The organism is Nocardia amikacinitolerans (genome assembly GCF_900215415.1).
Classification (GTDB): domain Bacteria; phylum Actinomycetota; class Actinomycetes; order Mycobacteriales; family Mycobacteriaceae; genus Nocardia; species Nocardia amikacinitolerans.
Genome location: NZ_OBEG01000005.1, coordinates 578,177 through 603,409 on the forward strand (window position 1 = coordinate 578,177; position 25,233 = coordinate 603,409).

Consider the following 25,233-nt stretch of genomic DNA (forward strand, 5'->3'; position numbering starts at 1 on the left):
GCGATCAGGCGGGCTGCAGGTCACCTTTCGCCGCCTCCCTGGCCAGCATCCGGTCCCGCTGCTCCTCGAACTTGAGCACGTCCCGGCCCAGCTTTTCCATGAACTCGGCGAGCCGATCGCGCGCCTGCTCCCCGCGCGGCCCGAAATCGTTGCGCTCGAAGACATCCCACTTCTTCAGCACCGGCGCGACCACCTCGTCGAGATGCTGGCGCAGGTCGTAGATGCCGTGCTTGGCCATGAGCACGCTGTTGCGGCGCCAGTTCGGCATCCCGGCGCCCGGCATGACGAAACTGGTGAGCACCCTGGTCAGCGCCATCATCGCCTGGTCGGGAACCAGGTCGAGGGCCGCGCCGCACATATTGCGGTAGAAGATCATGTGCAGGTTCTCGTCGGCCGCCACCCGTTGCAGCATGCGGTCGGCGATCGGGTCCTCGCAGACCTTGCCGGTGTTGCGGTGACTGACCCGGGTCGCGAGCTCCTGGAAGGTCACGTAGGCGACGTTGACCAGGAAACCGTCCCAGTCCGGTGGGGCGTCGACGCCCTGGGTCATGTGGATCATCCTGGCCTGTTCCAGCGCGACCGGATCCACGCCGCGGGTGACGACCAGGTAGTCGCGCATGACGATGCCGTGCCGGTTCTCCTCCGCGGTCCAGCGGCCGACCCAGCTGCCCCACGCGCCGTCCTGGGAGAAGTTCTGCGCGATCAAGCGGTGGTAGGAGGGGAGGTTGTCCTCGGTGAGCAGGTTGGTGATCATCGCGGCCTTGGCCACCTCGCTCAGCCTGGATTGTTCGGGCTCCCAGTCGACGCCGCCCATTGCCGCGAAGTTGCGCCCCTCGTCCCACGGCACGTAGTCGTGCGGATGCCAGTCCTTGGCCATCGACAGATGCCGGTTCAGGTTCTGTTCGGCCACCGGTTCGAGTTCGGTCAGGATTTCGAGTTGGGTCAGATCCTTGGTCACACACGCCTCCACAGTCGTCAGTGCACGTCATGCCGAGCGGTTGTCGTCTGAATCGGGGCCGAGCTTTCGAACAAGCGGAACCAAGTCGTACGCAATGCGAAACAGCCGGTGAAGCGATCCCCTGCAAGCTGACGATTGTGCAGCACGCCGGGAGCCGGTGTCAGGCATTCTGGCATCTTGCCGGGGTAGTGTTCCGAGCATGGGTTATCCGGAGGATGTGCTCGCTCCCGACGAGCAGTTGATACTCCATCGCCATCCGCATTGGAAGATGCTCTTCTGGCCCATCGTGACGCTCATCGGGGCCACGGCGCTCGCCGGTTTCGCCGGGGGACTGGCGTACCGCAACACCACGGGCACCGCCACGACCGTCGTGCTCGTCCTCATCTTCGCCATCTGGTTCGGCATCATCGTATGGCGTTGTGTCGCACCGATTCTGAGCTGGCGTACGACCCACTTCATCGTCACCGAGCGGCGCGTGCTCGTGCGCCAGGGCGTGCTCACCCACACCGGTATCGATATTCCGATGAGCCGCATCTCGAGCGTGCAGTTCCGGCACGGGCTGTTCGACAGGATGCTCGGCACCGGGACCCTGATCATCGGCTCGTCCTCGGAGGAGCCGCTGGAGTACGACGACATCCCCAACGTGCAGGACGTGCACGCGCTGCTCTACCACCAGGTGTTCGAAGTGGACAGGTCGAGCCACCAGCACGGGTTCGGCCCGGCGGGCGGCTATCGGTGAGCCAGGCGATCGCGCCCGTTGTCCGTAATCTGTTTCCATGACCGCCGTACTCCTGGCCGAAGACGACGAGGCCATCGCCGCCCCGCTGTCGCGCGCGTTGGGGCGCGAGGGTTATCACGTCACCGTGGAGAGCTTCGGCCCCGCCGTGCTGCGCCGCGCGCTCGAGGGCAACCACGACCTGCTGATTCTCGACCTCGGCCTGCCCGGCATGGACGGGCTCGAGGTGTGCAGGCAGGTGCGCGCACGCGGCGCCGACTTGGCCGTGCTGATGCTCACCGCGCGCACCGACGAGGTCGATTTCGTGGTGGGGCTGGACGCGGGCGCCGACGACTACGTCGGCAAGCCGTTCCGGCTCGCGGAACTGCTGGCCCGGGTGCGAGCGCTGTTGCGCCGCAGCGGAATCGGCGACGAGGCGGTCGAGGTCGGCGGCATCCGGCTGGAGCCCGCCGCGCGCCGGGTGCTCGTCAACGGCGTCGAGGTCGGTCTGGCGAACAAGGAGTACGAGCTGCTCAAGGTGCTCATCGATCGCGCGGGTCAGGTGGTGCCGCGCGAGACGATCCTGCGCGAGGTCTGGGGCGACGCCGAACTGCGCGGCTCCAAGACGCTGGACATGCACATGTCCTGGCTGCGCCGCAAGATCGGCGACGAAGGTCCGATGGCCGAGCGGCGCATCGTCACGGTCCGCGGTGTCGGCTTCCGGCTGAACACCGACTGACGTGCGGCGCCGAATCCTGCGGTCGATGCTGACCGTGCTCACCTTGACCACGGTCGTGCTCGGCGTCCCGTTGACCTACACGGCCTGGCTGTGGGTCGAGGACATCACCCGCAACGACTTGCAGAGCAGGCTGGACCGGATCGCCGCCGAGGTCATCGCCCAGGAACAGGACGACGGTCTGGTGCGCGGCGGTCTCGACGTGCGCGTGGTGCGTCCGCTGGTGCCGGAGAACGGCAAGCTCACGATCGTCTACCCCAGCCCGCAGGACAACGCCTCGCGCCTCGACATCGGCGCGGACTCGGTGCCCGACCCGCTGGTGGAATCGTTGTCCATGGGTACCTCGGGATCGCTGCGCCTCGAGGTACCCGCCGCGCCGATGCACGCGCGGCAGCGGCAGGCGGTCGCGGTGGTGGCGCTGGCCGTGCTCGCCTCGCTCGGCGCGGCGGTGACGGTCGCGGTGGTGACCGCGCGCCGGGTCGCCGATCCGCTGCGTGACGTCGCGGCGCGCGCGGCCCGGCTGGCGATGGGCGACTTCCGCGCCGACCCGCGCAGGCACGGCATCTCCGAACTGGACCGCGTCTCCGACGTGCTCGACTCGGCCACCGTCGAGATCGCGGGCCGTCTGCAACGCGAGCACGCGCTGGTCGCCGACGTCTCCCATCAGCTGCGCAGCCGCCTGACCGCGGTGCGGCTGCGCCTGGACGAACTCTCCGCGCACGCCGATCCCGAGGTGGTGCACGAGGCCGAGGAGGCGATGGCGCAGGTCGACCGGCTCACCGAGGCCATCGACGAACTGGTCCGCGCTTCCCGCGACGAGGACGCGGCCGACCGCGATCCGATCCCGGTGATGGACGAGCTGTGCGGGATGGTCGCCGAGTGGAAGCGGCCGTTCGACGAGGCGGGGCGCGAGCTGGTGCTGACCGGCGACGAAACGCTGCGCGCGCCGATCACCCCGTCGCGCCTGCGGGAGGCGGTGACGGTGCTCATCGACAACGCGCTCATGCACGGCGGCGGGACCTGCACGGTGTCGGTGCGCACGGTCCGTCCCGGCAATGCCCGCGAGCCGCTGGTGTGCGTGGAGGTGGCCGACGAGGGCGAGGGCGTGCGCGACGAGCTGGCGCCGCACATCTTCGATCGCGGCTTCTCCGCGGGCGGGTCGACGGGCGTCGGCTTGGCGTTGGCGCGCGCGTTGATCGAGGCGGACGGCGGTCGGCTGGAGTTGCAGCGGCGCAGACCCGCGCTGTTCGCGGTGTTCCTCGGATCGTGGACGCCGACTCGGACGACGGGTGCGGTGCCGGAGCCGCGCTGATCAGGCCTGGCCGAGCTGTTCCTCTTCGATGAGTTCCTCGAGCTCGGCTTCCAGCTCGGTCATCTCGTCGGGGAAGACCCAGCGCCGCATCGCCCAGAATCGGAAAGCCATCTGGAGCAGGTTGCCGATGACGAAGGCGCTGATGAAATCGGCGATGTTCTCGACGGCGAAGCTGACGTTCGGCTGCCGCAGATCGAACACGTAGCTCGAGATCCACAGCGGGATGTTGCTCAGCGCAACGCCGACGCCGCTGACCGCGAAGAACAGCAGCGCTTCGTGGTGGCGTTCCCGGCCGCCGCGGTTCTTGAACGACCACTCCCGGTTCAGGATGTAGGAGGCGATCACGGCGATGACGCCGGAGATGATCTTCGCGGTGACCGGCTTCTCGGTCAGCACGGTCAGCTTGAGGAAGTAGAAGATCCCGCTGTCGATCACGAAGGTCGTCGCGCCGACGATGGCGAACTTGATCAGCTCGTGGTGGCGGTAGGCGATCTCCCGCAGGGGTCGGGGGAGGACGCTGACCACGTCGTCGACGAAAGACACGAGAGCCGAGTGTACCGGTAGCGGTCATTGCGGCCGGACATGACAAGATTGCACGACGTGAGTACCCGTTCCTTCGATCAAGCCGCGATGCCCACCGTCACCATGATCGGTGGCGGTCAGCTCGCGCGAATGACCCATCAGGCCGCGATCGCGCTCGGCCAGCGGCTCCGGGTGCTCGCCGAGAACCCGGGGGACCCGGCCGCGCAGGTCAGTCCCGACGTGGTCCTCGGCAGTCACACCGATCTCGCCGCGTTGCGCAAGGCCGCCGTCGGTTCGCACGCGCTGACCTTCGACCACGAGCACGTGCCGACCGAGCACCTCGAGGCGTTGGTCGCCGAGGGCGTCAACGTGGCGCCGCCGCCGCAGGCACTGGTCTACGCCCAGGACAAACTGGCCATGCGGACCAAGCTCACCGAGCTCGGCGTCCCGGTGCCCGCGTTCACCCCGGTCGCCGAGCCCGCCGACGCGGTGCGCTTCGGCGACGAGCACGGCTGGCCGTTCGTGCTCAAGGCGGTGCGCGGCGGTTACGACGGCCGCGGTGTCTGGATGCCCGCCGACGCGGCCGAGGCCGAGCGGATCGTCACCGATCAGCTCGCACACGGCGTTCGGCTGCTCGCCGAGGCGAAGGTCGATCTGAAGCGCGAGCTCTCGGCGATGGTGGCCCGTTCGCCGTTCGGGCAGGCCGCGACCTGGCCGGTCGTGGAGACCGTGCAGCGCAAGGGGCAGTGCGCGGTGGTGATCGCGCCGGCGCCGGATCTGGCCGACGAGCAGGCCGCCGTGGCGGAGACCCTGGCGCTGAACCTGGCCGCCGAACTCGGCGTGGTCGGCGCGATGGCCGTCGAGCTCTTCGAGACGCACGACGGCGCGTTGCTGGTGAACGAGCTGGCGATGCGCCCGCACAACTCCGGCCACTGGGGCATGGACGGTGCGCGCACCGGGCAGTTCGAGCAGCACCTGCGTGCCGTGCTGGACTACCCGCTGGGCGACACCAGCCCGCTGGCTCCGGTCACCGTGATGGCCAACATCCTCGGCGCCGAGCAGGCGCCCGAGATGTCGATGGACGAGCGGCTGCACCACCTGTTCGCCAGGATGCCCGACGCGAAGGTGCACCTGTACGGCAAGGGCGAACGCCCCGATCGCAAGATCGGGCACATCAACATCCTCGGCGACGACGTGGCCGAGGTGCGCGAGAAGGCAGAGCGGGCGGCGCACTGGATGTCGCACGCGGTGTGGACCGACGGATGGGACCCCCATGAGTAATCCTCGAGTTGGCCTGATCATGGGCAGCGACTCCGACTGGCCGACCATGGAGGCGGCCGCCGAGGCGCTCGCCGAGTTCGGCGTGCCGTTCGAGGTGGGTGTGGTCTCGGCGCACCGCACGCCGCAGCGCATGCTCGACTACGCGCGCGAGGCGGCCGATCGCGGCGTCCAGGTGATCATCGCGGGCGCGGGCGGCGCGGCCCACCTGCCCGGCATGGTCGCCTCCGCGACCCCGCTTCCGGTGATCGGCGTGCCGGTCCCGCTGAAGTACCTCGACGGCATGGACTCCCTGCTCTCGATCGTGCAGATGCCCGCGGGCGTCCCGGTCGCCACCGTCTCCATCGGCGGTGCGCGCAACGCGGGCCTGCTCGCCGTCCGCATCCTCGCCGCCGCCGACCCGACCCTGCGCACCCGCATGACCCAATTCCAGGCCGACCTCGAAAAACTGGTCCTCGAAAAGGACGAAGCCCTCCGCACCAAACTCCTGGGCTGAGGTGCCCCGGTACCACCCGGCGCGTGGGTGCCGGTCGTCTCGCGTCGGTCGCTACGGTGGCTGCCGTGGCAACTGAGGAGAGTGGGCGGGTGCGGGCCGGGGAGGATCCCGCGCGGTTTCGGTTGACCGTGGTGGATCAGGCGCTGCGGTTGTTCGCGGACAAGGGGTACGAGGCGACGACGGTCGACGAGATCGCGGAGGCGGCGGGGATTTCCCGGCGGACGTTCTTCCGGCAGTTCCGGTCGAAGGAGGACGTGATCTTCGCCGATCACGAGTCGCAGCTGGCGCAGGCGGCGGCTTACCTGGCGGCTGCGCAGGACGAGGATCCGTGGGATGCCGTGTGCGCGGCCGTCGTGCAGGTCTTCGAGCGGTTCACGCAGTGGCGGGAGATCGCGGCGCGGCGCTACCAGGTGGTGCGCCGGGTGCCCGCCCTGCGCGAGCGCGAGATCGTCACCGTGTTCCGCTACGAGCGCCTGTTCACCGACTATCTGCGCGAGCGTCTGCCGGACGCGCCCGATCTGGCCAGGGTGCAGTTCACCGCGGCGGTCACCGCCACGCACAACTATCTGCTGCGCCGGATGGTGCGCGGCGAGTCGGACGCGGGCGCCGCGGATCTGCGGGTGGAGCTGGCGGCCATTCCGCGCGGACGCGGCCGGGCCCACGACGCGGAGGAGATGGTGGTCGCGGTGTTTCCGAGGGACATGCCGTCGCGCCAGGTCGCCGATCTGCTGACCCGCAAACTCGGTAGTCTGTGATCTGAGCCACCCACCCCAGCGTTGACACTCAGTGCCAGAAGATCACCCCACGTGGCACGGAATTCTGTGCGTATACTGGCGCATGAAGTGGCACTGAGTGCCGAGATGAACGCCGGCCGCCGACCGCGGCTCGAGCCCACCACCCAGGAGCGTGTCCCATGGCGGGAAACCCCGATTTCGACCTGTTCAAGCTCGAGGACTTCCACGACGAACTGCGGGCGGCCATCCGCGGTCTGGCGGAGAAGGAAATCGCGCCGTACGCCAAGGACGTCGACGGTAACTCCCGCTTCCCGGAGGAGGCGCTAACCGCGCTGAACGCCGCGGGCTTCAACGCCGTGCACGTGCCGGAGGCCTACGGCGGCCAGGGCGCCGACTCGGTCGCCACCTGCATCGTGATCGAAGAGGTCGCCCGCGTCTGTGGCTCCTCCTCGCTCATCCCCGCGGTCAACAAGCTCGGCACCATGGGCCTGATCCTGAACGGCTCCGAGGAGCTGAAGCAGAAGGTGCTCGCCGACATCGTCAACGGTGAGATGGCCTCCTACGCGCTGTCCGAGCGCGAGGCGGGCTCCGACGCCGCCTCCATGCGCACCCGCGCCAAGCAGGACGGCGACGACTGGATCATCAACGGCTCCAAGTGCTGGATCACCAACGGTGGCAAGTCCTCCTGGTACACCGTGATGGCCGTGACCGACGCCGACAAGGGCGCCAACGGCATCTCCGCGTTCATGGTGCACAAGGACGACGAGGGCTTCGTCGTCGGCCCGCTCGAGCACAAGCTCGGCATCAAGGGCTCGCCGACCGCCGAGCTGTACTTCGAGAACTGCCGCGTCCCCGGCGACCGCATCATCGGCGCGCCGGGCACCGGTTTCAAGACCGCGCTGCAGACCCTCGACCACACCCGCCCGACCATCGGCGCGCAGGCCGTCGGTCTGGCCCAGGGCGCGCTGGACGCGGCGATCGCCTACACCAAGGACCGCAAGCAGTTCGGCACCGCCATCGCCGACTTCCAGAACACCCAGTTCATGCTGGCCGACATGGCGATGAAGATCGAGGCCGCCCGCCTCATGGTCTACACCTCGGCCGCCCGCGCCGAGCGTGGCGAGAAGAACCTCGGCTTCATCTCCGCTGCCGCCAAGTGCTTCGCGTCGGACGTGGCCATGGAGGTCACCACCAACGCCGTCCAGCTCTTCGGCGGCGCGGGCTACACCACCGACTTCCCTGTCGAGCGGATGATGCGCGACGCCAAGATCACCCAGATCTACGAGGGCACCAACCAGATCCAGCGTGTGGTGATGTCCAGGGCGTTGCTGCGCGGCTGACGCTCGCACCACGCCGAACTGGAGACGGCCGGGGTTGTTACCCGGCCGTCTCCTTTTTTGTTCTGCCAACTGTTCGGTGACACGCATCCGAGTCCGATCGGTTGCCTCATCGTGTCCGCGAAGTAGCTCGTTTCGAGACCTGCCGGCCCATAAACATTGATAGCTGGATTATTTCGGAAGCCGGTCGGGGCTTTTGGAGGCTGACGTCGATCCTCGCTGATAGGAGGCGCCTGAACGGGCGCTTCGTGGGTACTTCGGCAGGAGCTGACGCGTGTTACGCCATACCGCACATGTTCTGGATATGCACTTCTCGAGAAAATCGGGTGATCGACTACTCATTTGTCCGGGGGTTCGCGAAACCGCACTCGACCTCGCTGTGTGTCGAGGTGAGTGATGGGCGAGATCGTCATCGGACCGAGGTCGGGAATGAATTGGTTCCCCCTGTCCGACACAGATATTTCGTGTCCGCACACGAAGTCCACCGTCGACTTCGTGCGGACCTGGGCCGAGGACTATTTGACCGGCCATGTTCCGGACCTCGGGCGTGAGGGGCCGGTCTGCCCGTACGTCCGGCCGTCGCTGCGCCGCGATCTGATGTGGGTCGGCCGGGTGCCTGGCGGGCGTCCGTGGCCGCCGTACGTGCGACTGGTCATCGAGGACGCGCTCGACCTGTTCGGGCGGCTGGCTCCGACCGAAGGCGGCGGCTCGGCGCTGCGCGCCCTCGTCACCGTGTTGCCGGACCTCCGGGATTTCTCGCTGATCGATGATTTGCACAACGAGCTCAAGTCGAGGTTCGTCGAGCGCGGCTTCATGCTGGGGCAGTTCTACCCCGGCTGCAAGGAGCCGGGGTTGTGGAACAAGGACTTCCACCCGCTCGATTCGCCGATCCCGATGCTCGTCGTGCGCAGCATGATGACCACCGACTTCCCGTTCCTGCTCGCGCGGCCGGAGTGGATGGCCGCCTATGTCAAGAAGTTCGCGCCCACGCTGCCCGCCCATGTGCGGCAGGTGATGGTCAGCCGGTTGACCGCGAGCTCCGATACCGACGTGCCCGCCTACGAGCTCCTGGAGGAGCCGGAGACGAACGGCGCGTCACCGACCAGAAAGAACGCCACGCCGATTTCCGCAACGACGCGTAGAGCCGGCTGACTCGAATCAAGGGGATCGACTATGACGCACGGACTTTCGGCCGCGCGGGGCATCGACGTGAGCGAGAACGAGGGCTTCCCGCTCTCGCCCGCGCAGCTCGGCATGTGGTACGCACAGCAGCTGGATCCTTCGGTGCCGCTGAACGAAGCGCAATACATCGAGATGCGCGGGCCGCTGGATGTCGACACGCTGATCGAGGTCTCGCATCGAGTCGCCCACGAGTACGAGACCGCGCTGCTGCGGTTCGGGGTTCGGGACGGGCAGCCCTATCAGGTCGTGGATCCGAGCCTGCACACGAATCTGAGCTACCTGGACCTCAGCGATGCCGAGGACCCGGACGCCGAGGCCATGCGCTGGATGCGGGCGGACGTGGCCGCCCCGGTGGACCTGATCAACGAGCGTCCTGGTGTGTCGGTGCTGATCCGGGTCGCCCCCGATCGCGTGCTGTGGTACTCGCGCGCGCACCACATCGCGCTGGACGGTTTCGCGTCCGCGACGGGGCTCTATCGCGTCGCCGAGCTGTACAACGCGGCGTTGGCAGGCGAGGAGCCGTCACCGTGCAAGGCGTCCGGGCTGCGCGAGATCTACGACGACGAAGTGCGCTACCGGAAGTCGAGCCGATTCACCGCCGACGCGGAGTACTGGTCGCAGCGCATGTCGGACATGTCCGAACGGTGCAGTCTGGTGCCGGGCGCCGCGCCCGCGCACGCGCTCGGACGTCAGCACCGGCAGCGGCTCTCCGACGAGACGAAGGCACGACTCGACGCCGCCGCGTCGCGCTACGGCGTCGGCACGCCCGGTATCGCGATGGCGGCGCTCGCTGTCTACTACGCGCAGGCCACCGGGGCGCACGATGTGGTGCTCAGCCTGCCGGTCTCCGGACGCACCACCGCGATGCTGCGCCGCTCCGGCGGCATGCTGGCCAATATCGTTCCGCTGCGGGTCACGGTGGGTGAGCGCAGCACCATGGCCGAGATCGTGGACGCGATCCGGCTCGAGGTCTCGGGCGCCCTGCGCCACCAGCGTTTTCGGCACGAGGAGATCCGGCGGGGCGCGGACGGCGTGGCGGCGGTCGCGGGCGGGCGCGGGATCGTCGGCCCGGTGGTCAACATCATGCTGTTCCCCGCCGAGGTGCACTTCACGGGCATCGAGACCGATCTGCACGTGATCACGTCCGGCCCGATCGAGGACCTGTTCGTCAACATCTACCAGCACGGCGCGCAGGCGCCGATCTATCTCGACTTCACCGCCAATCCCGATCTCTACGACGAGGAATCCCTCGCCCGCCATCACCTGCGGTTCCTGAAGCTGTTCGAGGCGCTGCTGGACGCCGACCCGGACACCCCGGTCCGCGAGGTCGAGTACTTCCTCGACGACGAGCTTGTCCTGCGCGAAGGAGCGCACGGCCCAACGCCACCCGCCCCCAGACTGCTGCCGGATGTGCTCGACGAGGGACTGCGCGCGGCGGGCGCGGACACCGTGGCCGTGATGGACGGCGAGCGCACCCTCACCTACGGCGAACTAGACAGCGCCGCAAGGGGTTTGGCCGGGGAACTGACCCGGCTCGGTGCGGCGCCGGACGAGTCGGTGCTCGTCGCGCTGCCGCGCTCGATGGAGTCGGTGCTCGCGTTCTGGGGCGTGGTGCGTTCCGGCGCGGCCTACGTCCCGCTGGGCACCGGCAACCCCGCCGAGCGGGTCGCCAAGATGGCGTCGGAATGCGGTGCACGACTGGGTATCACCACCCGCGAGCAAGCATCCCGGTTGCCCGACAGAGTGCGGTGGATCGAGATCGACTCGGACGCGGCGGTTCTCGATGCACCCACATCAGGAGACGATGAGGCCGACTCGCGGCGCGATCTGCGCCTCGAGCACGCCGCCTATGTCGTCTTCACCTCCGGGTCCACCGGCGTGCCGAAGGGCGTGGTCGTCTCGCACTCCGGTATCGCGGGGCTGGCCGCCGCCGTGCGCGAGGCCTATCGACCCGAGGTCGGTTCGCGCGTGCTGCATTGCCTGAACCCGAGTTTCGACGCGTCGCTGCTGGAACTGCTCGTCGCCTTCGGCAGCGGCGCGACACTGGTGATCGGCCGTGGCGACGCCATGGCGGGCGCCGAAATCACTGCCGCCGTAGCGGAATACGGGATCACCCACCTGTGCTCGACGCCCGCCGTGCTCGCCACGCTGCCGGACGACGCCCTGGACGGCGTGCTCGCGGTGACCACCGGTGGTGAGATCTGCCCGCCGGAATTGGTGGCGCGCTTCGGTTCCGGCCGCAGGCTGGTGAACTCGTACGGCCCGTCCGAGACGACCGTAGCGGCCACCTTCACCGATGCCATGGACCTCGAACGCCCCGCGGGCCTCGGTCGGCCGGTGCCGGGCGCGCGCCTGCTGGTTCTCGATCAGCGGCTCGCGCCGGTGCCGATCGGCACACCCGGTGAGCTCTACATCGCCGGACCCGGCGTGGCACGCGGATACGCGGGACGCCCCGGTTTGACGGCGGAACGTCTGGTCGCCGACCCGTTCGGACCGGCGGGCAGCCGGATGTACCGCACCGGCGACCTGGTCTACTGGCGCTCGGTCGAACCGTCCGGCGAGACGGCCGTAGCCGACGGTGTCGTGCTGGAGTACCTGGGCCGCAGCGATTTCCAGGTGAAGCTGCGCGGTATGCGGGTGGAACCCGGCGAGGTCGACGCGGTGCTCGATTCGCACCCGGAGGTGGAGATCGCCGTCACGGTCGTGCGCACCGGCGCGTCCGGACGCGCCATGCTCGCATCGTATGTGGTTCCGGTACACCACGATTCGCAGACCGCCGAACTGGACGTGCCGAGCCTGCGCGAATTCTGCATGCGCAGGCTGCCCGGCCACATGGTGCCCGGCGCCATCACCGTGCTGGACGCGCTGCCCATCACCGGCAACGGCAAGGTGGACCGGCGCGCGCTGCCTGAGCCGATGGCCGAAGAGGCGCCGCGGGCCGCCGCGTCGGAGGTCGAGGGCGTTCTGTGCCAACTGTTCGCCGAAGTGCTCGGCGTGCCGTCGGTCGGCGCGGACGTGTCGTTCTTCGCGCTCGGCGGCGACTCGATCCTCTCCATCCAGCTGGTCGCCCGCGGCCGGGCGGCCGATCTGGTGTTCTCCGCGCGCGACGTGTTCGAGCATCCGACGCCCGCAGCGCTGGCTGCGGTGGTCACCGCGCCGGGCGAGCGGCATGCGCTGGCCGAATTGCCCGGCGGTGGAGTGGGTTTCCTGCCGAGGACGCCCATCGTGGACTGGCTGCTGGAGCAGCCGGGATGGCAGCGATTCGGTCAGTCCGTGGTGCTCGCCCTGCCCACCGGGCTGAGCGAGTCCGAACTGGTCCGCACCCTCGGCGCGGTGCTCGACCGGCACGACATGTTGCGCGCCAGGGTGGTTCGCGGCGGACTGGAGGTCGCGGCGCCCGGGACGATCGCGGCCGAGACGCTGCTCGAGCGCGTACGGGTCCTCGAAATCGACGGCGTGGACACCGAATCCGTCGTCACGGCGGCCACCGCGCGGCTCGCGCCGGAGGCCGGGATCATGGTCGCGGCGACCTGGCTCGATGCCGGTACGGAAGCGGCGGGCAGGCTCGTCCTCGTCATCCACCACCTGGCCGTCGACGCGGTGTCCTGGCGCATTCTGATCGCCGATCTGATCTCCGCATGGGCGCAGGCGCACGCCGACGAGACGCCCGAACTGCCCTCCGTCGGCACCTCCATGCGCACGTGGGCGCACGCGCTCACCGAAACGGCGACGACAGAGTCGTGGGTCGCCGAGGCCGACCACTGGGCCGCCGTGCTCGCCACCCCCGATCCGCCGCTCGGCCGCCGCGGGCTCGACCCGAACGTGGACACCGGCGACACCATCGAGCGCCTCGAACTGAGCCTGCCCGCGGCGACCACCGCGACGCTGCTCGACCGGCTGCCCGCCACCTACCGCTGCGGTATGGAGGAGGCGCTGCTGACCGCGCTGGCCTCGGTGCTCGCGGAGCACCGTGCGGAATCCGGCCCCGCGCTGGTCATGCTGGAGCGGCACGGCCGCGAGGAGGCCGCCGTCCCCGGCGCCGATCTCTCCCGCACCGTCGGCTGGTTCACCAGTCAGTTCCCCGTCCGATTGGAGATCGGCGACGCCGGTCCGCTCGACGCGCTCGCCGCGGTGAAGGAACAGCTGCGCGCCGTCCCGCGCGGCGGCATCGGCTTCGGCCTGCTGCGGCATTCGAATCCGAAAACCGCCGCCGTCCTCGGCGCGGCACCGGACCCGCAGCTCGGATTCAACTACCTCGGCCAGGTGGCCGAGGGCGACACCGAAGCGCCGGAGAACGCGGTGCCGTGGCTGCCGGTCTCGCTCGCGGCGAGCCTGGGCGGCGGCGCCGAGCTACCGGCTTCGGCGGTCCTCGCCATCGACGCGGTGGTCGTCGAACGCCCGAAAGGTTCGGTGCTGCAAGCGGTGTGGCGGTACGCCTCGAAGGTCGTCGACGGCGCCGAAATCGAATCCCTCGCCAGTGCATGGATTTCCGCACTGGAGGAACTGGCGCGCCAGTTGGCGGAGCCCGACGCGGGCAAGCTGACGCCCTCCGATCTGCCCCTGGTCTCGGTCGGTCAGCGCCAGCTGGATGCCTGGGCCACCAGGTATCCAGCCATGACGGACGTCTGGCCACTTGCCCCGCTCCAGCACGGTCTGCTCTTCCACGCGCAGCTGGCCGCGGGCCGCACCGACGAGTACTCGGTGCAGGCGGTGTTCGAATTCGACGGAGCGGTGGACATCGAGCGACTCGCTGCCGCCGCCACCGCGACCGTGCGCCAACACGAAGCGTTGCGCACCGCGTTCGTCGCGGGCGCCGACGAGCCGGTGCAGATCGTGCTCGCCGACGTCGAGGTCCCCTGGCGCACAGTGGATGTCGACCCCGACGAGTTCGACGCGTTCGCGGCCCGCGAGCTTGCCGCGCCGTTCGACCCAGCCCGTCCGCCGCTGGTCAGGTTCGTGTGCGCGCGGTGCGGCGAGGACGACATCCGCCTGCTCGTCACCAACCACCACCTGGTTCTCGACGGCTGGTCCATGCCGCTGCTGCTCGCCGAACTGCTCGCGCGGTACCAAAGCGGCGGGGACGGAGCGGGTTTCCCGCAGCCGGTCTCCTACCGCGACTATCTCGCGTTGCTGACGCACCGGGACCGCGCCGCTGAGACGGCGGCATGGACGGACGCGCTTTCCGGATTGCCCGGCCCGACACTGGTCACCGCGGGCCGCGCCCCGCAGCGCACCGGCTCCGGGAAACTGGATCTGGAGCTGCCGCTCGCACCGGCGAGCGCCCTCGCCCTCCAGCGCATGGCGGCCGACCAGGGCGTCACCCTCAACACGGTGGTGCAGTGCGCCTGGGGCATGCTGCTCGCCGAGCTGACCGGTGAGACCGACATCGTCTTCGGGGCAACGGTTTCCGGCCGCCCTGCCGATCTGCCCGGCGCGGAGCGCATCGTCGGCATGCTGGTCAACACCCTTCCGGTGCGCATCGCCCTCGATCCCGCCGAGCCGGTCGGTGACCTGTTGCGCCGGATCCAGCGCGAGCAGGGCGCCTTGCTCGACCACCACATCGCGGGGCTCACCGAGATCCAGTCCGCCGCCGGGCTCGGCGTGCTCTTCGACACCGCGATCGTCTACGAGTCCTATCCGGTGGACGCGGCGGCCCTGCGCAGCGCCGCCGAGCACGCGGCGCTGCGGGTACGGGACTTCCGCGGCCGCGACGGCACCCACTACCCGCTGTCGCTGGCCGCGCACGCGCGCGACACGCTGCGGCTGATCCTCAGCTGCGCCACCGGCTTCTTCGATGCCGCCGAGGCACAGGCGATCGGCGACCGCTTGGTGCGGATGCTCGACCGCATGGCCGCCGACCCGGCGGCCAAAGCCGCCGGTGTGTGCGGCGTGGAGCGCGCCGAGGTGTTGCGCTCCCGACCGCAGCCGATGCGGCTGCTGCCCGATCTGCTGCGTTCCGGCGTGCGTCCCGGCCGGGTCGCGGTCGAGGACGACGCGCAAGCCATCGAGTACACGGAACTCGACGCCCGCTCGAATCGGTTGGCGCGCAAGCTCATCGCGGCCGGTGCTGGCCCGGAGACCTGCGTGCTGCTCGCGCTGCCGCGGTCCGTCGACTGGTTCGTCGCGGTGTGGGCGATCGCGAAGTCCGGCGCCGCGTTCGTCCCCGTCGATATCGACCATCCCGAGGAACGCCTCGCGACCCTCGCCGCCGACAGTGGCGCGCCGCTCGGTATCACCACCGCGGAACACCGAGATCGCCTGCCCGGCACGGTGTCCTGGCTGCTGCTCGACGATCCGGTGCTGCGCGCCGAGCTGTCGGACCATGCCGACGCGGCGATCACCGACGCCGACCGGCCGCGCCCGCTGCGCGCGGAACACCCCGCCTACCTGATCTACACCTCGGGATCCACCGGAACGCCCAAGGGCGTCGTGGTGACCCACGCCGGACTCGGCGGGCTCGCGGTGGGCACCGCGGCGCGCATGCGGGCCAGGCCGGGCGATCGCGTCCTGCTCAGCGTGAACCCGAATTTCGACGCCGCGACGCTGGTGTGGCTGTCCACCTTCTACACCGGCGCCACGCTGGTCGTCGCGCCCGCGGCGGCGACCGTGGGCGACGAGCTGACCTCCGTGATCGTGGCGAACGAGGTGACCCACGTCATCGCGCCGCCCGCCGTGCTTGCCACGCTCTCGACCGCGTCGTGGAACAGCGTGCGCACGGTGGTCACCGGTGGCGAGGTCTGTCCGCCCGAGCTCACCGCCAGGGTCGGCGCCGGCCGGTCGATGATGAACTCCTACGGACCGGCCGAGGCGACCGTCGCCGCGACCTTCAGCGCGGCTCTGGTCCCCGGCGAAGCCGCCGAGCTCGGTGAGCCGATGCCGGGCTTCGGTCTGGTCGTGCTCGACCGCTGGCTGCGGCCCGCGCCGGTCGGGACGATCGGTGAGCTGTATCTGATGGGGCCCGGTCTGGCGCGCGGCTACCACGGCCGCGTCGGTCTGACGGCCGCTCGGTTCGTGCCCAACCCGTTCGGCGCTCCCGGCGACCGGATGTACCGCACCGGCGATCTCGTGCGCCGCGTCTCGCGCACCGGCCTGGAATACATGGGCCGCAACGATTCCCAGGTGAAGCTGCACGGCATCCGAGTCGAACCCGGCGAGGTCGACGCGGTGCTGCGCGACGTGCCCGGAGTCGGGCTCGCGGTCACCGTGCCGCGGCGCGGATCCACCGGCGACCTGGCGCTCGCGGCCTACGTCGCTCCGACGGCGGGCGCCGAACTCGATGGCGCGCGCCTGCGCGACCATCTGGTGCGCCGCCTGCCACGCCACCTGGTGCCCGCGGCGGTGACCGTGCTCGACGTCCTGCCGGTGACCGGCAACGGCAAGGTCGACGTGCGCGCGCTACCCGAACCGGAATGCGTCGCAGTCGAATACGTGGCTCCGATCGGCGTCGAACGCGTCGTCGCCGAGGTTTTCGGCGCGGTACTCGATCGGCCCGGTGTCGGCGCGTACGACGACTTCTTCGCGCTCGGGGGTGATTCGCTGTCCGCGACGAGGGTGACCGCCAGGCTCGGCGCCGCACTCGACATCGAGGTGCCGGTCCGGTTGTTGTTCGAGGCGCCGACGGTGCGCGCGCTGGCCGCCCGGTTGCCCGCGGCGGGCGACGGTGCGCGTCCCAGCATCGGGCCCCGCTCCGGTCCGCGGCCCGAGCACATTCCGCTCGCGCCCGCGCAGCAGCGGATGTGGTTCGTCAACCAGTACGACACGGAATCCGGCGCGTACAACATCCCCGCGGTGCTCCGCCTGCGCGGCGACCTCGACGTGGCCGCACTGCGCGCGGCGCTGACCGATGTGCTGGCCAGGCACGAGGCCCTGCGCACCGTGTACCCGGCGCGCGACGGCGTCGGCTACCAGGTCGTGCTGCCGCCGGACGCGGTGGAACTCGACCCGGAGCCGATCGCGATCACGGCGGACGAGCTTCCGGCCGCCGTACTGGAGTGCGTCACAGCGGGATTCGACGTCGCGGCCGCGGTTCCGTTGCGGCTGCGCCTGTTCCGCGTCGCCGACGGCGAGCACGTCCTCGTCGTGGTGGTGCACCACATCAGCGCGGACGGGTTCTCCATGGGACCGCTCGCACGGGACGTGCTCGCGGCCTACGCGGCGCGATCCAGCGGTGCCGTCCCTGGCTGGACCGAATTGCCGGTGCAGTACGCGGATTACACGCTTTGGCAGCGGGAGCGGCTCGGTTCAGCCGATGACCCGGAATCCCTGCTCGCCGCGCAGCTCGACTACTGGACCACCACACTGAAGGATCTGCCGGACCGGCTCGAGCTGCCCGCGGATCGGCCGCGTCCCGCCATCCCGTCGCTGCGCGCCGGCACTGTACTGCGCACGGTCGATGCCGAATTGGCCGCCGCGCTGGACGAACTCGGCCGGACCAACCACAGTTCGCTGTTCATGGTGCTGCACGCCGCGCTCGCGGCCCTGTTCGCCAGGCTCAGCGGCGCCTCGGACATCGCGATCGGCACGCCGGTCGCTGGTCGCGGCGCGGCCGAATTGGACGACGTGGTCGGCATGTTCGTCAACACCGTCGTGTTGCGCACCGAGATCGACTCGGCCGCCACGTTCGCCGATCTGCTCGCCGAGACGCGGCGCACCGATCTGGATGCCTTCGCGCACGCGGACATCCCGTTCGAGAGCCTGGTCGACGTGCTCGATCCGGCCCGCTCGGCGGCGCGGCATCCGCTGGTCCAGGTCATGCTGGTGTTCCAGAATCTCGCACCGGTCGAGCTCGCACTGTCCCATCTGCACGTGGCTCCGGTGGAGCTGGAACAGCAGAGCCTGCGTTTCGATTTGAGCGTCACGGTGGCGCCGGACGAGACGTCGGGCCTGACGATCCGCTTCGGCTACGCCACCGATCTGTTCGACCAGGACACCGTCGAGCGGTTCGCGGATCGCTGGCTGCGGCTGTTGCGCGCGGTTGTCGCGGCTCCAGAAGCGCCCGTTGGTGATGTCGACCTGCTCGACGCGGAAGAATCCGCGACCCTCGACCTCCAAGCCCAGCGTTCGGTGGCGGAACCGACCGTGTTGCCGGAGCTGCTCGCGGCGGCGGTGGCGGGCAATCCGGACGGTGTCGCGGTGGTCGACGGGGTCTCCCGGCTCACCTACCGCGAGCTGGACGAGCACGCCAATCGGTTGGCGCGGGTGCTCATCGGTGCCGGCGCGGGCCCGGAAGGGCTGGTCGCGATCGCCATCCGGCGCTCGCTGCCCGCGGTGCTCGCGGTGTGGGCGGTGGCCAAGACAGGTGCCGCGTTCGTGCCGATCGACCCGGCCTATCCGGCCGAGCGGATCACCCAGATCCTGGACGATTCCGGGGCGCGGCTCGGGGTGACGGTGTGCGCCGTCGCGCCGACGCTGCCGGGCGCTGGCTTCGACGATTCCGGCGAAGACTTCGGTGAGGCGCCGGTGCACTGGCTCGCGCTGGACGATCCGGCCACCACCGATCTGGTCGACTCGGCCACCGGAGTGCCGATCGACGACACCGAACGCACGGCACCGGTGCGCTGGCAGAATCCGGCCTACGTCATCTTCACCTCGGGTTCCACCGGACGACCGAAGGGTGTCGTCGTCACGCACGAGGGGCTGGCGAACCTTACTGTCGCCCAACGTGATCGGATGCGCATCACGGCGGACTCGCGCGTGCTCGCCGTGGCGTCCCCGAGCTTCGACGCGGCGGTGCTCGAGCTGCTGATGGCCGTCGGCGCCGGCGCCACGCTCGTGATCGCCGGTCCCACCGCTTTCGGCGGGCCGGAGCTCGGTGAACTGCTTGCCCGCGAGCGCGTTTCGCACATCGCGCTCTCGCCGTCGGCACTCGGCTCGGTGGACGCCGCGGCACTCGGCCCGGCCCCCGCGCTGCGCGGCATCATCAACGGCGGCGAGCCGTGCCCGCCGGAACTGGTCGAGCAGTGGGCCGCGCCGGATCGCTTGCATTTCAACGACTACGGACCCACCGAGAGCACGGTATGGGCGACCGGCAGCGATGCCCTGCGGCCCGGTGACGAGATCACCATCGGTCGCCCTGCCCCTGGTCTCGCGGTCCGCGTGCTCGACGAGCGGCTGCACCCGGTGCCGGACGGCGTCGTCGGCGAACTGTATCTGTCCGGCCACGCCCTCGCCCGCGGCTACCACGGCCGATCCCCGCTGACCGCCGCGCGCTTCGTCGCCGACCCGTACGGCGCGCCCGGCGAACGCATGTACCGCACCGGCGACCTGGTGCGCAGACGCAACGGCGAACTGGACTACCTGGGCCGCGGCGACCTCCAGGTGAAACTGCGCGGTCTCCGCATCGAACTCGGCGAGATCGAGTCGGCACTGGTCAGCGACCCCGCCGTCCACCAAGCGGCGGTGACGGTCTACACCGATCCGTCCGTCGGCGAACTGCTCGTCGGCTACGTGGTGCCGCACGTCATCGGCTCGCCCGAGGAGACGGCGCCCGACGCCGACGCGCTCGAACCGACGGCAGCGGACGCCCCGGTACATCAGGTAGCGGCGGTCGACGCCGAGCCGCTGGCACACGCCCTCGATACCGAGGTGCGCGACGTGGCGGCAAGCGGTGCTGAGCCTCAGGGGGCGCAGGTGATCGACGGTGAGCCGCTGGGGAACGCGCTCGATGACGAGGTGCGTGAGAGGGCGGAGGATGGCGGTGCGCTGGACGGCGAGTACTCGGGCACCGTCTCGTCCGGCCTCGCGCCGATCGATCTCGAGGCGCTGAAAGCCTCTCTGGCGCAGCGACTTCCGTCGTACATGGTGCCGTCGGCGCTGGTCGTGCTCGACGCTCTGCCGCGCACCGCGAACGGCAAGCTCGATCGGCGGGCGCTCCCGGCTCCCGACATCCGCGCGGGCCGCTTCCGGGAGCCGACGACGCCCACCGAGCGGATCGTGGCCGAAACCTTCGGCGAACTGCTCGGCGTGCCACGGGTGGGTCTGGACGACGACTTCTTCGCGCTCGGCGGGAATTCGCTGATCGCGACCCGGATCGCCGCGCGCCTCGGCGCCGCGCTGAACAGTCGCGTCCCGGTGCGGATGGTGTTCGACGCTCCGACCGTCGCGCGACTGGCCGAAGCGGTGCGCACCTCGGCGGCGGCGCCCGGACCGCGTCCCGGTCCGCGCCGCAGGCCGACCTACGTCCCGCTTTCGGCGGCGCAGCGGCGGATGTGGTTCCTCAACCGCTACGACCCCGCCTCGCCCGCGCAGAACGTGCCCCTCGCGCTGGAGGTGGAGGGTGAGCTGGATGTCGGGGTCGTGCAGGCGGCGCTGATGGACGTCATCGCCCGCCACGAGACGCTGCGCACCGTGTATCCGGTGAACGCCGAGGGCGAGCCGTACCAGGATGTCCGTGGTGTGGCGGAAGCCTTTGTGCCGGTTCGTGTCTCGGATGTCGACGCCGACTCGGTTCCGCGGATGGTCGCCACGGCCTCGGCGCGTGGTTTCGATCTGACCACCGAACTCTCGCTGCGCGTGGAGCTGTTCCGTATCGAACCGCAGCGCACCGTACTCGTTGTCCTCATGCACCACATCGCCTGCGACGGCTCGTCGCTGGCGCCGTTGGCCCGCGACGTGCTGGTGGCCTACTCGGCTCGCCGCGCGGGATTCGCCCCGCAATGGCAGCCGCTGCCACTGCAATACGCCGACTACGCGCTGTGGCAGCACGAGCTGCTCGGCGCCGACGACGATCCCGACAGCCTGGCGCACCGGCAGCTGGAGTACTGGCGCGGCGCGCTGGACGGACTGCCCGACGTGACGTCGCTGCCGAGCGACCATCCGCGGCCGAACATGTCCACCCATCGCGCGGGCATGATCGAGTTCCACATCGAGGTCGCTGTGCAGCAACGCATTCGGCAGATCGCTCGGTGGCACGGCGTGAGTATCTTCATGGTGGCGCACGCTGCCCTCGCCGTGCTGCTCGGCCGCATCTCCGGGCAGCAGGACGTCGCGATCGGCACGGTCATCGCGGGTCGCGGTGACGGAGAACTCGACGAGCTGGTCGGCATGTTCGTCAACACCCTGGTGTTGCGCAGTCGGGTGCGTCCCGAGGAAACATTCGAGAACCTCTTGGCCGCCACGAAAGACGGCGACCTGGATGCCTTCGGCAATGCCGATATGCCATTCGAGCGGTTGGTCGAGGTGGTCGCGCCCGCACGCTCCACCTCCCACCATCCGCTGTTCCAGGTGCTGCTGGCGTTCCAGAACTTCGAGTTCAATCCCGGCTCGGTGCCCGAACTCGGGGTCCGCGCGATCGAGATGCCCGCGATCGGAGCGAAATTCGATCTGGAGTGGATGCTCGACGAGCAGTTCGACGAGGAGGGAGCGCCCGCGGGCATCGACTGCAGCCTCACGTTCGCCCTCGACCTGTTCGAACCGTCCACCGCGCGGACCCTCGCGGATCGGTACGTCGAGTTGCTCGACGCCGTCACCACCAACCCGGAGCTGGTGCTCGGCGACATCGATGTCACCGCACCGCCCGGCACGGCTGTCTACGACCCACCGCCGAGCCTGGCCGAGCGGCGCACCGACCTGCCCTACCGGCCGCCGGTCACCAGGACCGAGCATGCGGTGGTGAGCGCTTTCGAGAAGGTGCTCGGCGCGGAACGAGTCGGGTTGGACGACAACTTCTTCGAACTCGGCGGTACCTCCATGGTCGCGATCCGCTTGGTCGACGAACTGCGCGAACGGCTCGACTACGCCATACCGGTGCAGTGGATGTTCGGCGATCCCACGCCGGGCGCGCTGGCCCAGCGCATCGTGGAGCAACCGGAGGAGGGACCGGGCGGTACCGATCCCGCGCTGCGACCGCTACTGCCGTTGCGTCCGTCCGGCAGCGGCCCCGCGCTGTTCTGCGTGCATCCGGCGATCGGATTGGCTTGGGGCTACGCGGGATTGGTGCGTCATCTGTATCCAGGCCATCCGGTGTACGGGCTGCAATCGCCGGGCGTCGCCGCGGCGCAACCGGACATGACGCTGACCGAACGCGCGGTGCGCTATGTCGACGAGATGCGGGACGCTCAGCCGGACGGCCCCTACCGCGTGCTCGGGTATTCGGCTGGTGGACCGCTGGCCCACGCGGTCGCCGTGGAACTCCAACGGCGAGGGGCGACGGTGTCGGCGCTCGTCATCATCGACGGTCGGGCCGACGTCGAACCCGAGAGCGCGACGGAGATGCCGCCGCCGGAGGTTCTGCTCGCCGAATTCGGCGGTATCGACCCGGACGAACTGGCGGGCGACCAGCCGCTGGCCGAACGCGCCGCCGGACTCCTGCGTGGCGGGGGTCTGTTGGGCGACGCGGCCGGTGGTGCGGTGGGCGCGATGGCCGGTGGCGCGTTCGGCGCGCTGGACGCCGCTGCTCTGGAACGCCTTTACCTGGACTACCAGCAGTTGGTCCGGCAGGCGGCCGAGTACCGGCCCGGCGTGTTCGACGGTGATCTGCTGTTCTTCAGCAGCACCAGCGGCAGGCCCGGCTACTCGCCGAACGTGGACACCTGGCGGCCCTACGTCAGCGGCGCGATCGTCGACCATCAGACCGGTCACGAACACAACCGGCTGACCACACCCGAGGCACTCGCGGTCATCGGCCCGATCCTGGCCGAGTACCTACGGGAGCGCGGCTGATGTCTCAGGCGACCAAGTCGGCGTACTCGCGGTGGTCGGCGATGTACTTCTCGACGTACCAGCAGGTCGGCACCACGGAGAACCCGGCGTCCCTGGAGTCCTGAAGCGCGTATTCGACCACCTTGGCCGCGACGCCCTGCCCGCGGAACTCCGGGAAGGTCATGGTGTGGTGGAAGTCGCGGACCTTGGTGTCCTCGCGCTCGGCGTAGTCGGCGTACCCGGCCAGGGTGTCGTCGACGTAGATCTCGAATCGGGTGTCGGCGGCGTTGTGCTCGAGCCTGGTGGTCATGGTGGTGCCAACTCCTTCATGCGCGGGAATGTTCCGGCCCGGTCGGGTGTGCCGAGTGTATAAGCCGCCCGCCGCGCGGCCGTCCGTCAGAGGATCGCGCCGGGGTTGAGGATGCCGTGCGGGTCGAGCGCGTCCTTGATGCGCCGCGTCAGCGCCATCACGTCCGGACCGAGTTGATCGGGCAGCCAGTCCTTCTTGAGCCTGCCGACGCCGTGTTCGCCGGTGATGGTGCCGCCGAGGGTGATGGCCAGGTCCATGATCTCGCCGAAGGCGCGGTGCGCGCGGGCGGTGTTGTCGGCGTCGGCGGGGTCGTGCACGATCAGCGGGTGGGTGTTGCCGTCGCCCGCGTGCGCGATCACCGAGACGGTCACGTCGTTGCGTTCGGCGATGGCGGCGATGCCGGTGACCAGATCACCGAGGCGCGGCAGCGGCACCCCGACGTCCTCGAGCAGCAGCGGTCCGAGCCGTTCCACGGCGGGAATCGCGAAACGCCGCGCCGCGGTGAACGCCTCACCCTCCTCGGCGTCCTCGGTGTGGAAAACCTCGGTGGCTCCGGCCTTTTCGCAGGCCTCGACCATGATCTGGGCCTCGCGCGCGGCGAATTCGCCCGGCGCGTCGGACCTGGCGACCAGCAGCGCGGCGGCGGCGCGGTCCAGCCCCATCCGCATCTCGTCCTCGACGGCGTTGATGGCGATGGAGTCCATGAACTCGAGCATGGACGGCCGCAGCGTGCCGGTGATGCCGAGGATGGCCTCGGTGGCGGCGGTGAGCGAGGCGAAGCTGGCGACCACGGTGCTCTGCACCGGCTGCGCGGGCAGCAGGCGCAGGGTCAGTTCGGTGATCACGCCGAGCGTGCCCTCGCTGCCGACGAACAGCTTGGTGAGCGAGAGCCCGGCGGAGTCCTTCAGGCGGGGCCCGCCGAGCCGCACCGGGGTTCCGTCGGCGAGCACCACTTCCATGCCGAGCACGTAGTCGGTGGTGACTCCGTATTTCACGCAGCACAGCCCGCCCGCGTTGGTCGCCGCGTTGCCGCCGATCGAGCACATCTCGAACGACGACGGATCCGGCGGATACCAGAGCCCGTGCTCGGCGACCGCCCGCTTGACCTCCGCGTTCAACAGGCCGGGCTGCGCGACCGCGGTCCGGGTGATCGGGTCGACGGTGATCGCCCGCATCCGCTCGGTGCTCAGCACGATTCCGCCGTCCACCGCCGTGGCGCCCCCCGAGAGCCCGGATCCCGCGCCGCGTGGAACCACCGGCACCCGGTGGGCGTGCGCCCAGCGCAACGTCGCCGCGACATCAGCGGTGCAGGTCGCGCGGACGACCGCCGCGGGCGTTCCCGCCCCGGGATCGCGTGCCCAGTCCTGCCGGTAGCCGATCAGCAAATCGGGGTCGGTGAGCACCGCGCCCTCGGGCAGTGCGGCGACGAGTTCATGCAGGTCCACGGTTGTTCACAGTAGTGCGGGGAGGGCGCGGAAGCTGTCGAAAACGCGGGCGGCCGTTGTTTCCGGGCTGGTAATTCCTGGCGCGCCGGGCAAGAATGCCGGGTGCAGGGGCTCGCCGTGCGTGGATCGGCCGTCGTCGTGGCGGTGGACGCGCGCGGCCGACGGACGTTCGACCATTCCGGGGACCTGCCACACATTCGGAGGGTTGACGGCATGCGGGTCGAATCACCGGACTACCGGGAGCTCATCGGCGCGCTGTTCGCCGACGAGTTCGCCGACGGCGCCGTGGATCTGGAGGCGCTGCGCGGCATCCACGCGGGCGAGTTCGGTACCTGGCTCACCGCCCTCGACCGCTCGGGCCTCTTCGACAAGGAAGCGCTGGCGACGATCGCCGACCAATGGCGCCGCGACCCCATGCTCCTGCTGGACGCCCTCCTCGCCGACGCCGACGACGTCACCCGCCGCCGCTGGCTGATGGCCTGGTCCAGCCTGGACCGCCCGGAACCCCTCGGACAGATCGGCTGAGCGGGGCAACCCGGCGGACGTTTGCCAACAGCTCACCTCGCGGAC

Annotated in this window: 14 protein-coding genes; 10 read left to right on the forward strand and 4 right to left on the reverse strand. The window is 69.9% G+C overall.

The features are described 5' to 3' along the window. Positions 1–4: 4 nt before the first annotated feature. A complete protein-coding gene (locus CRP45_RS24265) occupies positions 5–958 on the reverse strand; it encodes an acyl-ACP desaturase (RefSeq protein WP_067787713.1) in 954 nt (317 codons plus the stop codon). Between the two features lie 199 nt (positions 959–1,157). Between CRP45_RS24265 and CRP45_RS24270 the strand changes: the two genes are divergently transcribed. Genes CRP45_RS24270 through CRP45_RS24280 form a run of 3 tightly spaced genes read left to right on the forward strand, consistent with a single transcriptional unit; the run spans position 1,158 to position 3,721 of the window. Further along, entirely contained in the window at positions 1,158–1,697 is a 540-nt protein-coding gene (locus tag CRP45_RS24270) for a PH domain-containing protein (protein WP_097247118.1), read from the forward strand. A gap of 37 nt (positions 1,698–1,734) precedes the next feature. Then, positions 1,735–2,412, forward strand: coding sequence for a response regulator transcription factor (locus CRP45_RS24275; protein WP_067787709.1), 678 nt, complete (start codon positions 1,735–1,737; stop codon positions 2,410–2,412). 1 nt (position 2,413) lies between these two features. Beyond that, positions 2,414–3,721 (forward strand): ATP-binding protein, encoded by a 1,308-nt coding sequence (locus CRP45_RS24280; protein WP_097247119.1) that lies wholly within the window; start codon positions 2,414–2,416, stop codon positions 3,719–3,721. On the opposite strand, the gene CRP45_RS24285 is transcribed toward CRP45_RS24280, so the two are convergent. Beyond that, positions 3,722–4,264: a GtrA family protein gene (locus CRP45_RS24285; protein WP_097247120.1), complete on the reverse strand. Its 543-nt coding sequence runs from the start codon at positions 4,262–4,264 to the stop codon at positions 3,722–3,724. An 87-nt stretch (positions 4,265–4,351) separates the two neighbouring features. Here CRP45_RS24285 and CRP45_RS24290 point away from each other — a divergent pair, with 87 nt between their 5' ends. From CRP45_RS24290 to CRP45_RS34995, 6 genes are all read left to right on the forward strand, one after another. Next, positions 4,352–5,524 carry a 5-(carboxyamino)imidazole ribonucleotide synthase gene (locus CRP45_RS24290; protein ID WP_245910395.1) on the forward strand — a complete coding sequence of 391 codons (1,173 nt, stop codon included), beginning with the start codon at positions 4,352–4,354 and terminating at the stop codon, positions 5,522–5,524. Continuing rightward, positions 5,517–6,017: a 5-(carboxyamino)imidazole ribonucleotide mutase gene (gene purE / locus CRP45_RS24295; RefSeq protein WP_084483120.1), complete on the forward strand. Its 501-nt coding sequence runs from the start codon at positions 5,517–5,519 to the stop codon at positions 6,015–6,017. Before CRP45_RS24290 ends, purE begins: the two co-directional genes overlap by 8 nt. A gap of 65 nt (positions 6,018–6,082) precedes the next feature. Then, positions 6,083–6,772 carry a TetR family transcriptional regulator gene (locus CRP45_RS24300; protein WP_097247122.1) on the forward strand — a complete coding sequence of 230 codons (690 nt, stop codon included), beginning with the start codon at positions 6,083–6,085 and terminating at the stop codon, positions 6,770–6,772. Positions 6,773–6,930: 158 nt separating this feature from the next. Beyond that, the gene (locus CRP45_RS24305; protein WP_067787697.1) at positions 6,931–8,091 is read left to right on the forward strand and encodes an acyl-CoA dehydrogenase; all 1,161 of its coding nucleotides are present in this window, start codon (positions 6,931–6,933) and stop codon (positions 8,089–8,091) included. A gap of 492 nt (positions 8,092–8,583) precedes the next feature. Further along, on the forward strand, positions 8,584–9,240 hold the full coding sequence (locus CRP45_RS24310) for a DUF6875 domain-containing protein (RefSeq protein ID WP_179830995.1): 657 nt from the start codon (positions 8,584–8,586) through the stop codon (positions 9,238–9,240). 21 nt (positions 9,241–9,261) lie between these two features. Continuing rightward, complete coding sequence (locus tag CRP45_RS34995; RefSeq protein ID WP_097247123.1) at positions 9,262–22,929, forward strand: non-ribosomal peptide synthetase; 13,668 nt, start codon at positions 9,262–9,264, stop codon at positions 22,927–22,929. A gap of 4 nt (positions 22,930–22,933) precedes the next feature. Here CRP45_RS34995 and CRP45_RS24320 read toward each other — a convergent pair whose 3' ends face one another. Continuing rightward, positions 22,934–23,218 carry a GNAT family N-acetyltransferase gene (locus tag CRP45_RS24320; protein ID WP_067787690.1) on the reverse strand — a complete coding sequence of 95 codons (285 nt, stop codon included), beginning with the start codon at positions 23,216–23,218 and terminating at the stop codon, positions 22,934–22,936. Between the two features lie 86 nt (positions 23,219–23,304). Further along, a complete protein-coding gene (locus CRP45_RS24325; RefSeq protein ID WP_097247124.1) occupies positions 23,305–24,663 on the reverse strand; it encodes an FAD-binding oxidoreductase in 1,359 nt (452 codons plus the stop codon). Between the two features lie 213 nt (positions 24,664–24,876). On the opposite strand from CRP45_RS24325, the gene CRP45_RS24330 reads away from it, so the two are divergent. After that, entirely contained in the window at positions 24,877–25,188 is a 312-nt protein-coding gene (locus tag CRP45_RS24330) for a hypothetical protein (RefSeq protein WP_067787682.1), read from the forward strand. Positions 25,189–25,233: the final 45 nt, after the last annotated feature.

Excerpts from the sequence above, each read along its gene's own strand:
- CRP45_RS24270 (WP_097247118.1), top strand. The coding sequence starts at position 1,158 with ATGGGTTATCCGGAGGATGTGCTCGCTCCCGACGAGCAGTTGATACTC.
- CRP45_RS24275 (WP_067787709.1), top strand. The coding sequence starts at position 1,735 with ATGACCGCCGTACTCCTGGCCGAAGACGACGAGGCCATCGCCGCCCCG.
- CRP45_RS24290 (WP_245910395.1), top strand. The coding sequence starts at position 4,352 with ATGCCCACCGTCACCATGATCGGTGGCGGTCAGCTCGCGCGAATGACC.
- purE (WP_084483120.1), top strand. The coding sequence starts at position 5,517 with ATGAGTAATCCTCGAGTTGGCCTGATCATGGGCAGCGACTCCGACTGG.
- CRP45_RS24305 (WP_067787697.1), top strand. The coding sequence starts at position 6,931 with ATGGCGGGAAACCCCGATTTCGACCTGTTCAAGCTCGAGGACTTCCAC.
- CRP45_RS34995 (WP_097247123.1), top strand. The coding sequence starts at position 9,262 with ATGACGCACGGACTTTCGGCCGCGCGGGGCATCGACGTGAGCGAGAAC.
- CRP45_RS24320 (WP_067787690.1), bottom strand. The coding sequence starts at position 23,218 with ATGACCACCAGGCTCGAGCACAACGCCGCCGACACCCGATTCGAGATC.
- CRP45_RS24330 (WP_067787682.1), top strand. The coding sequence starts at position 24,877 with ATGCGGGTCGAATCACCGGACTACCGGGAGCTCATCGGCGCGCTGTTC.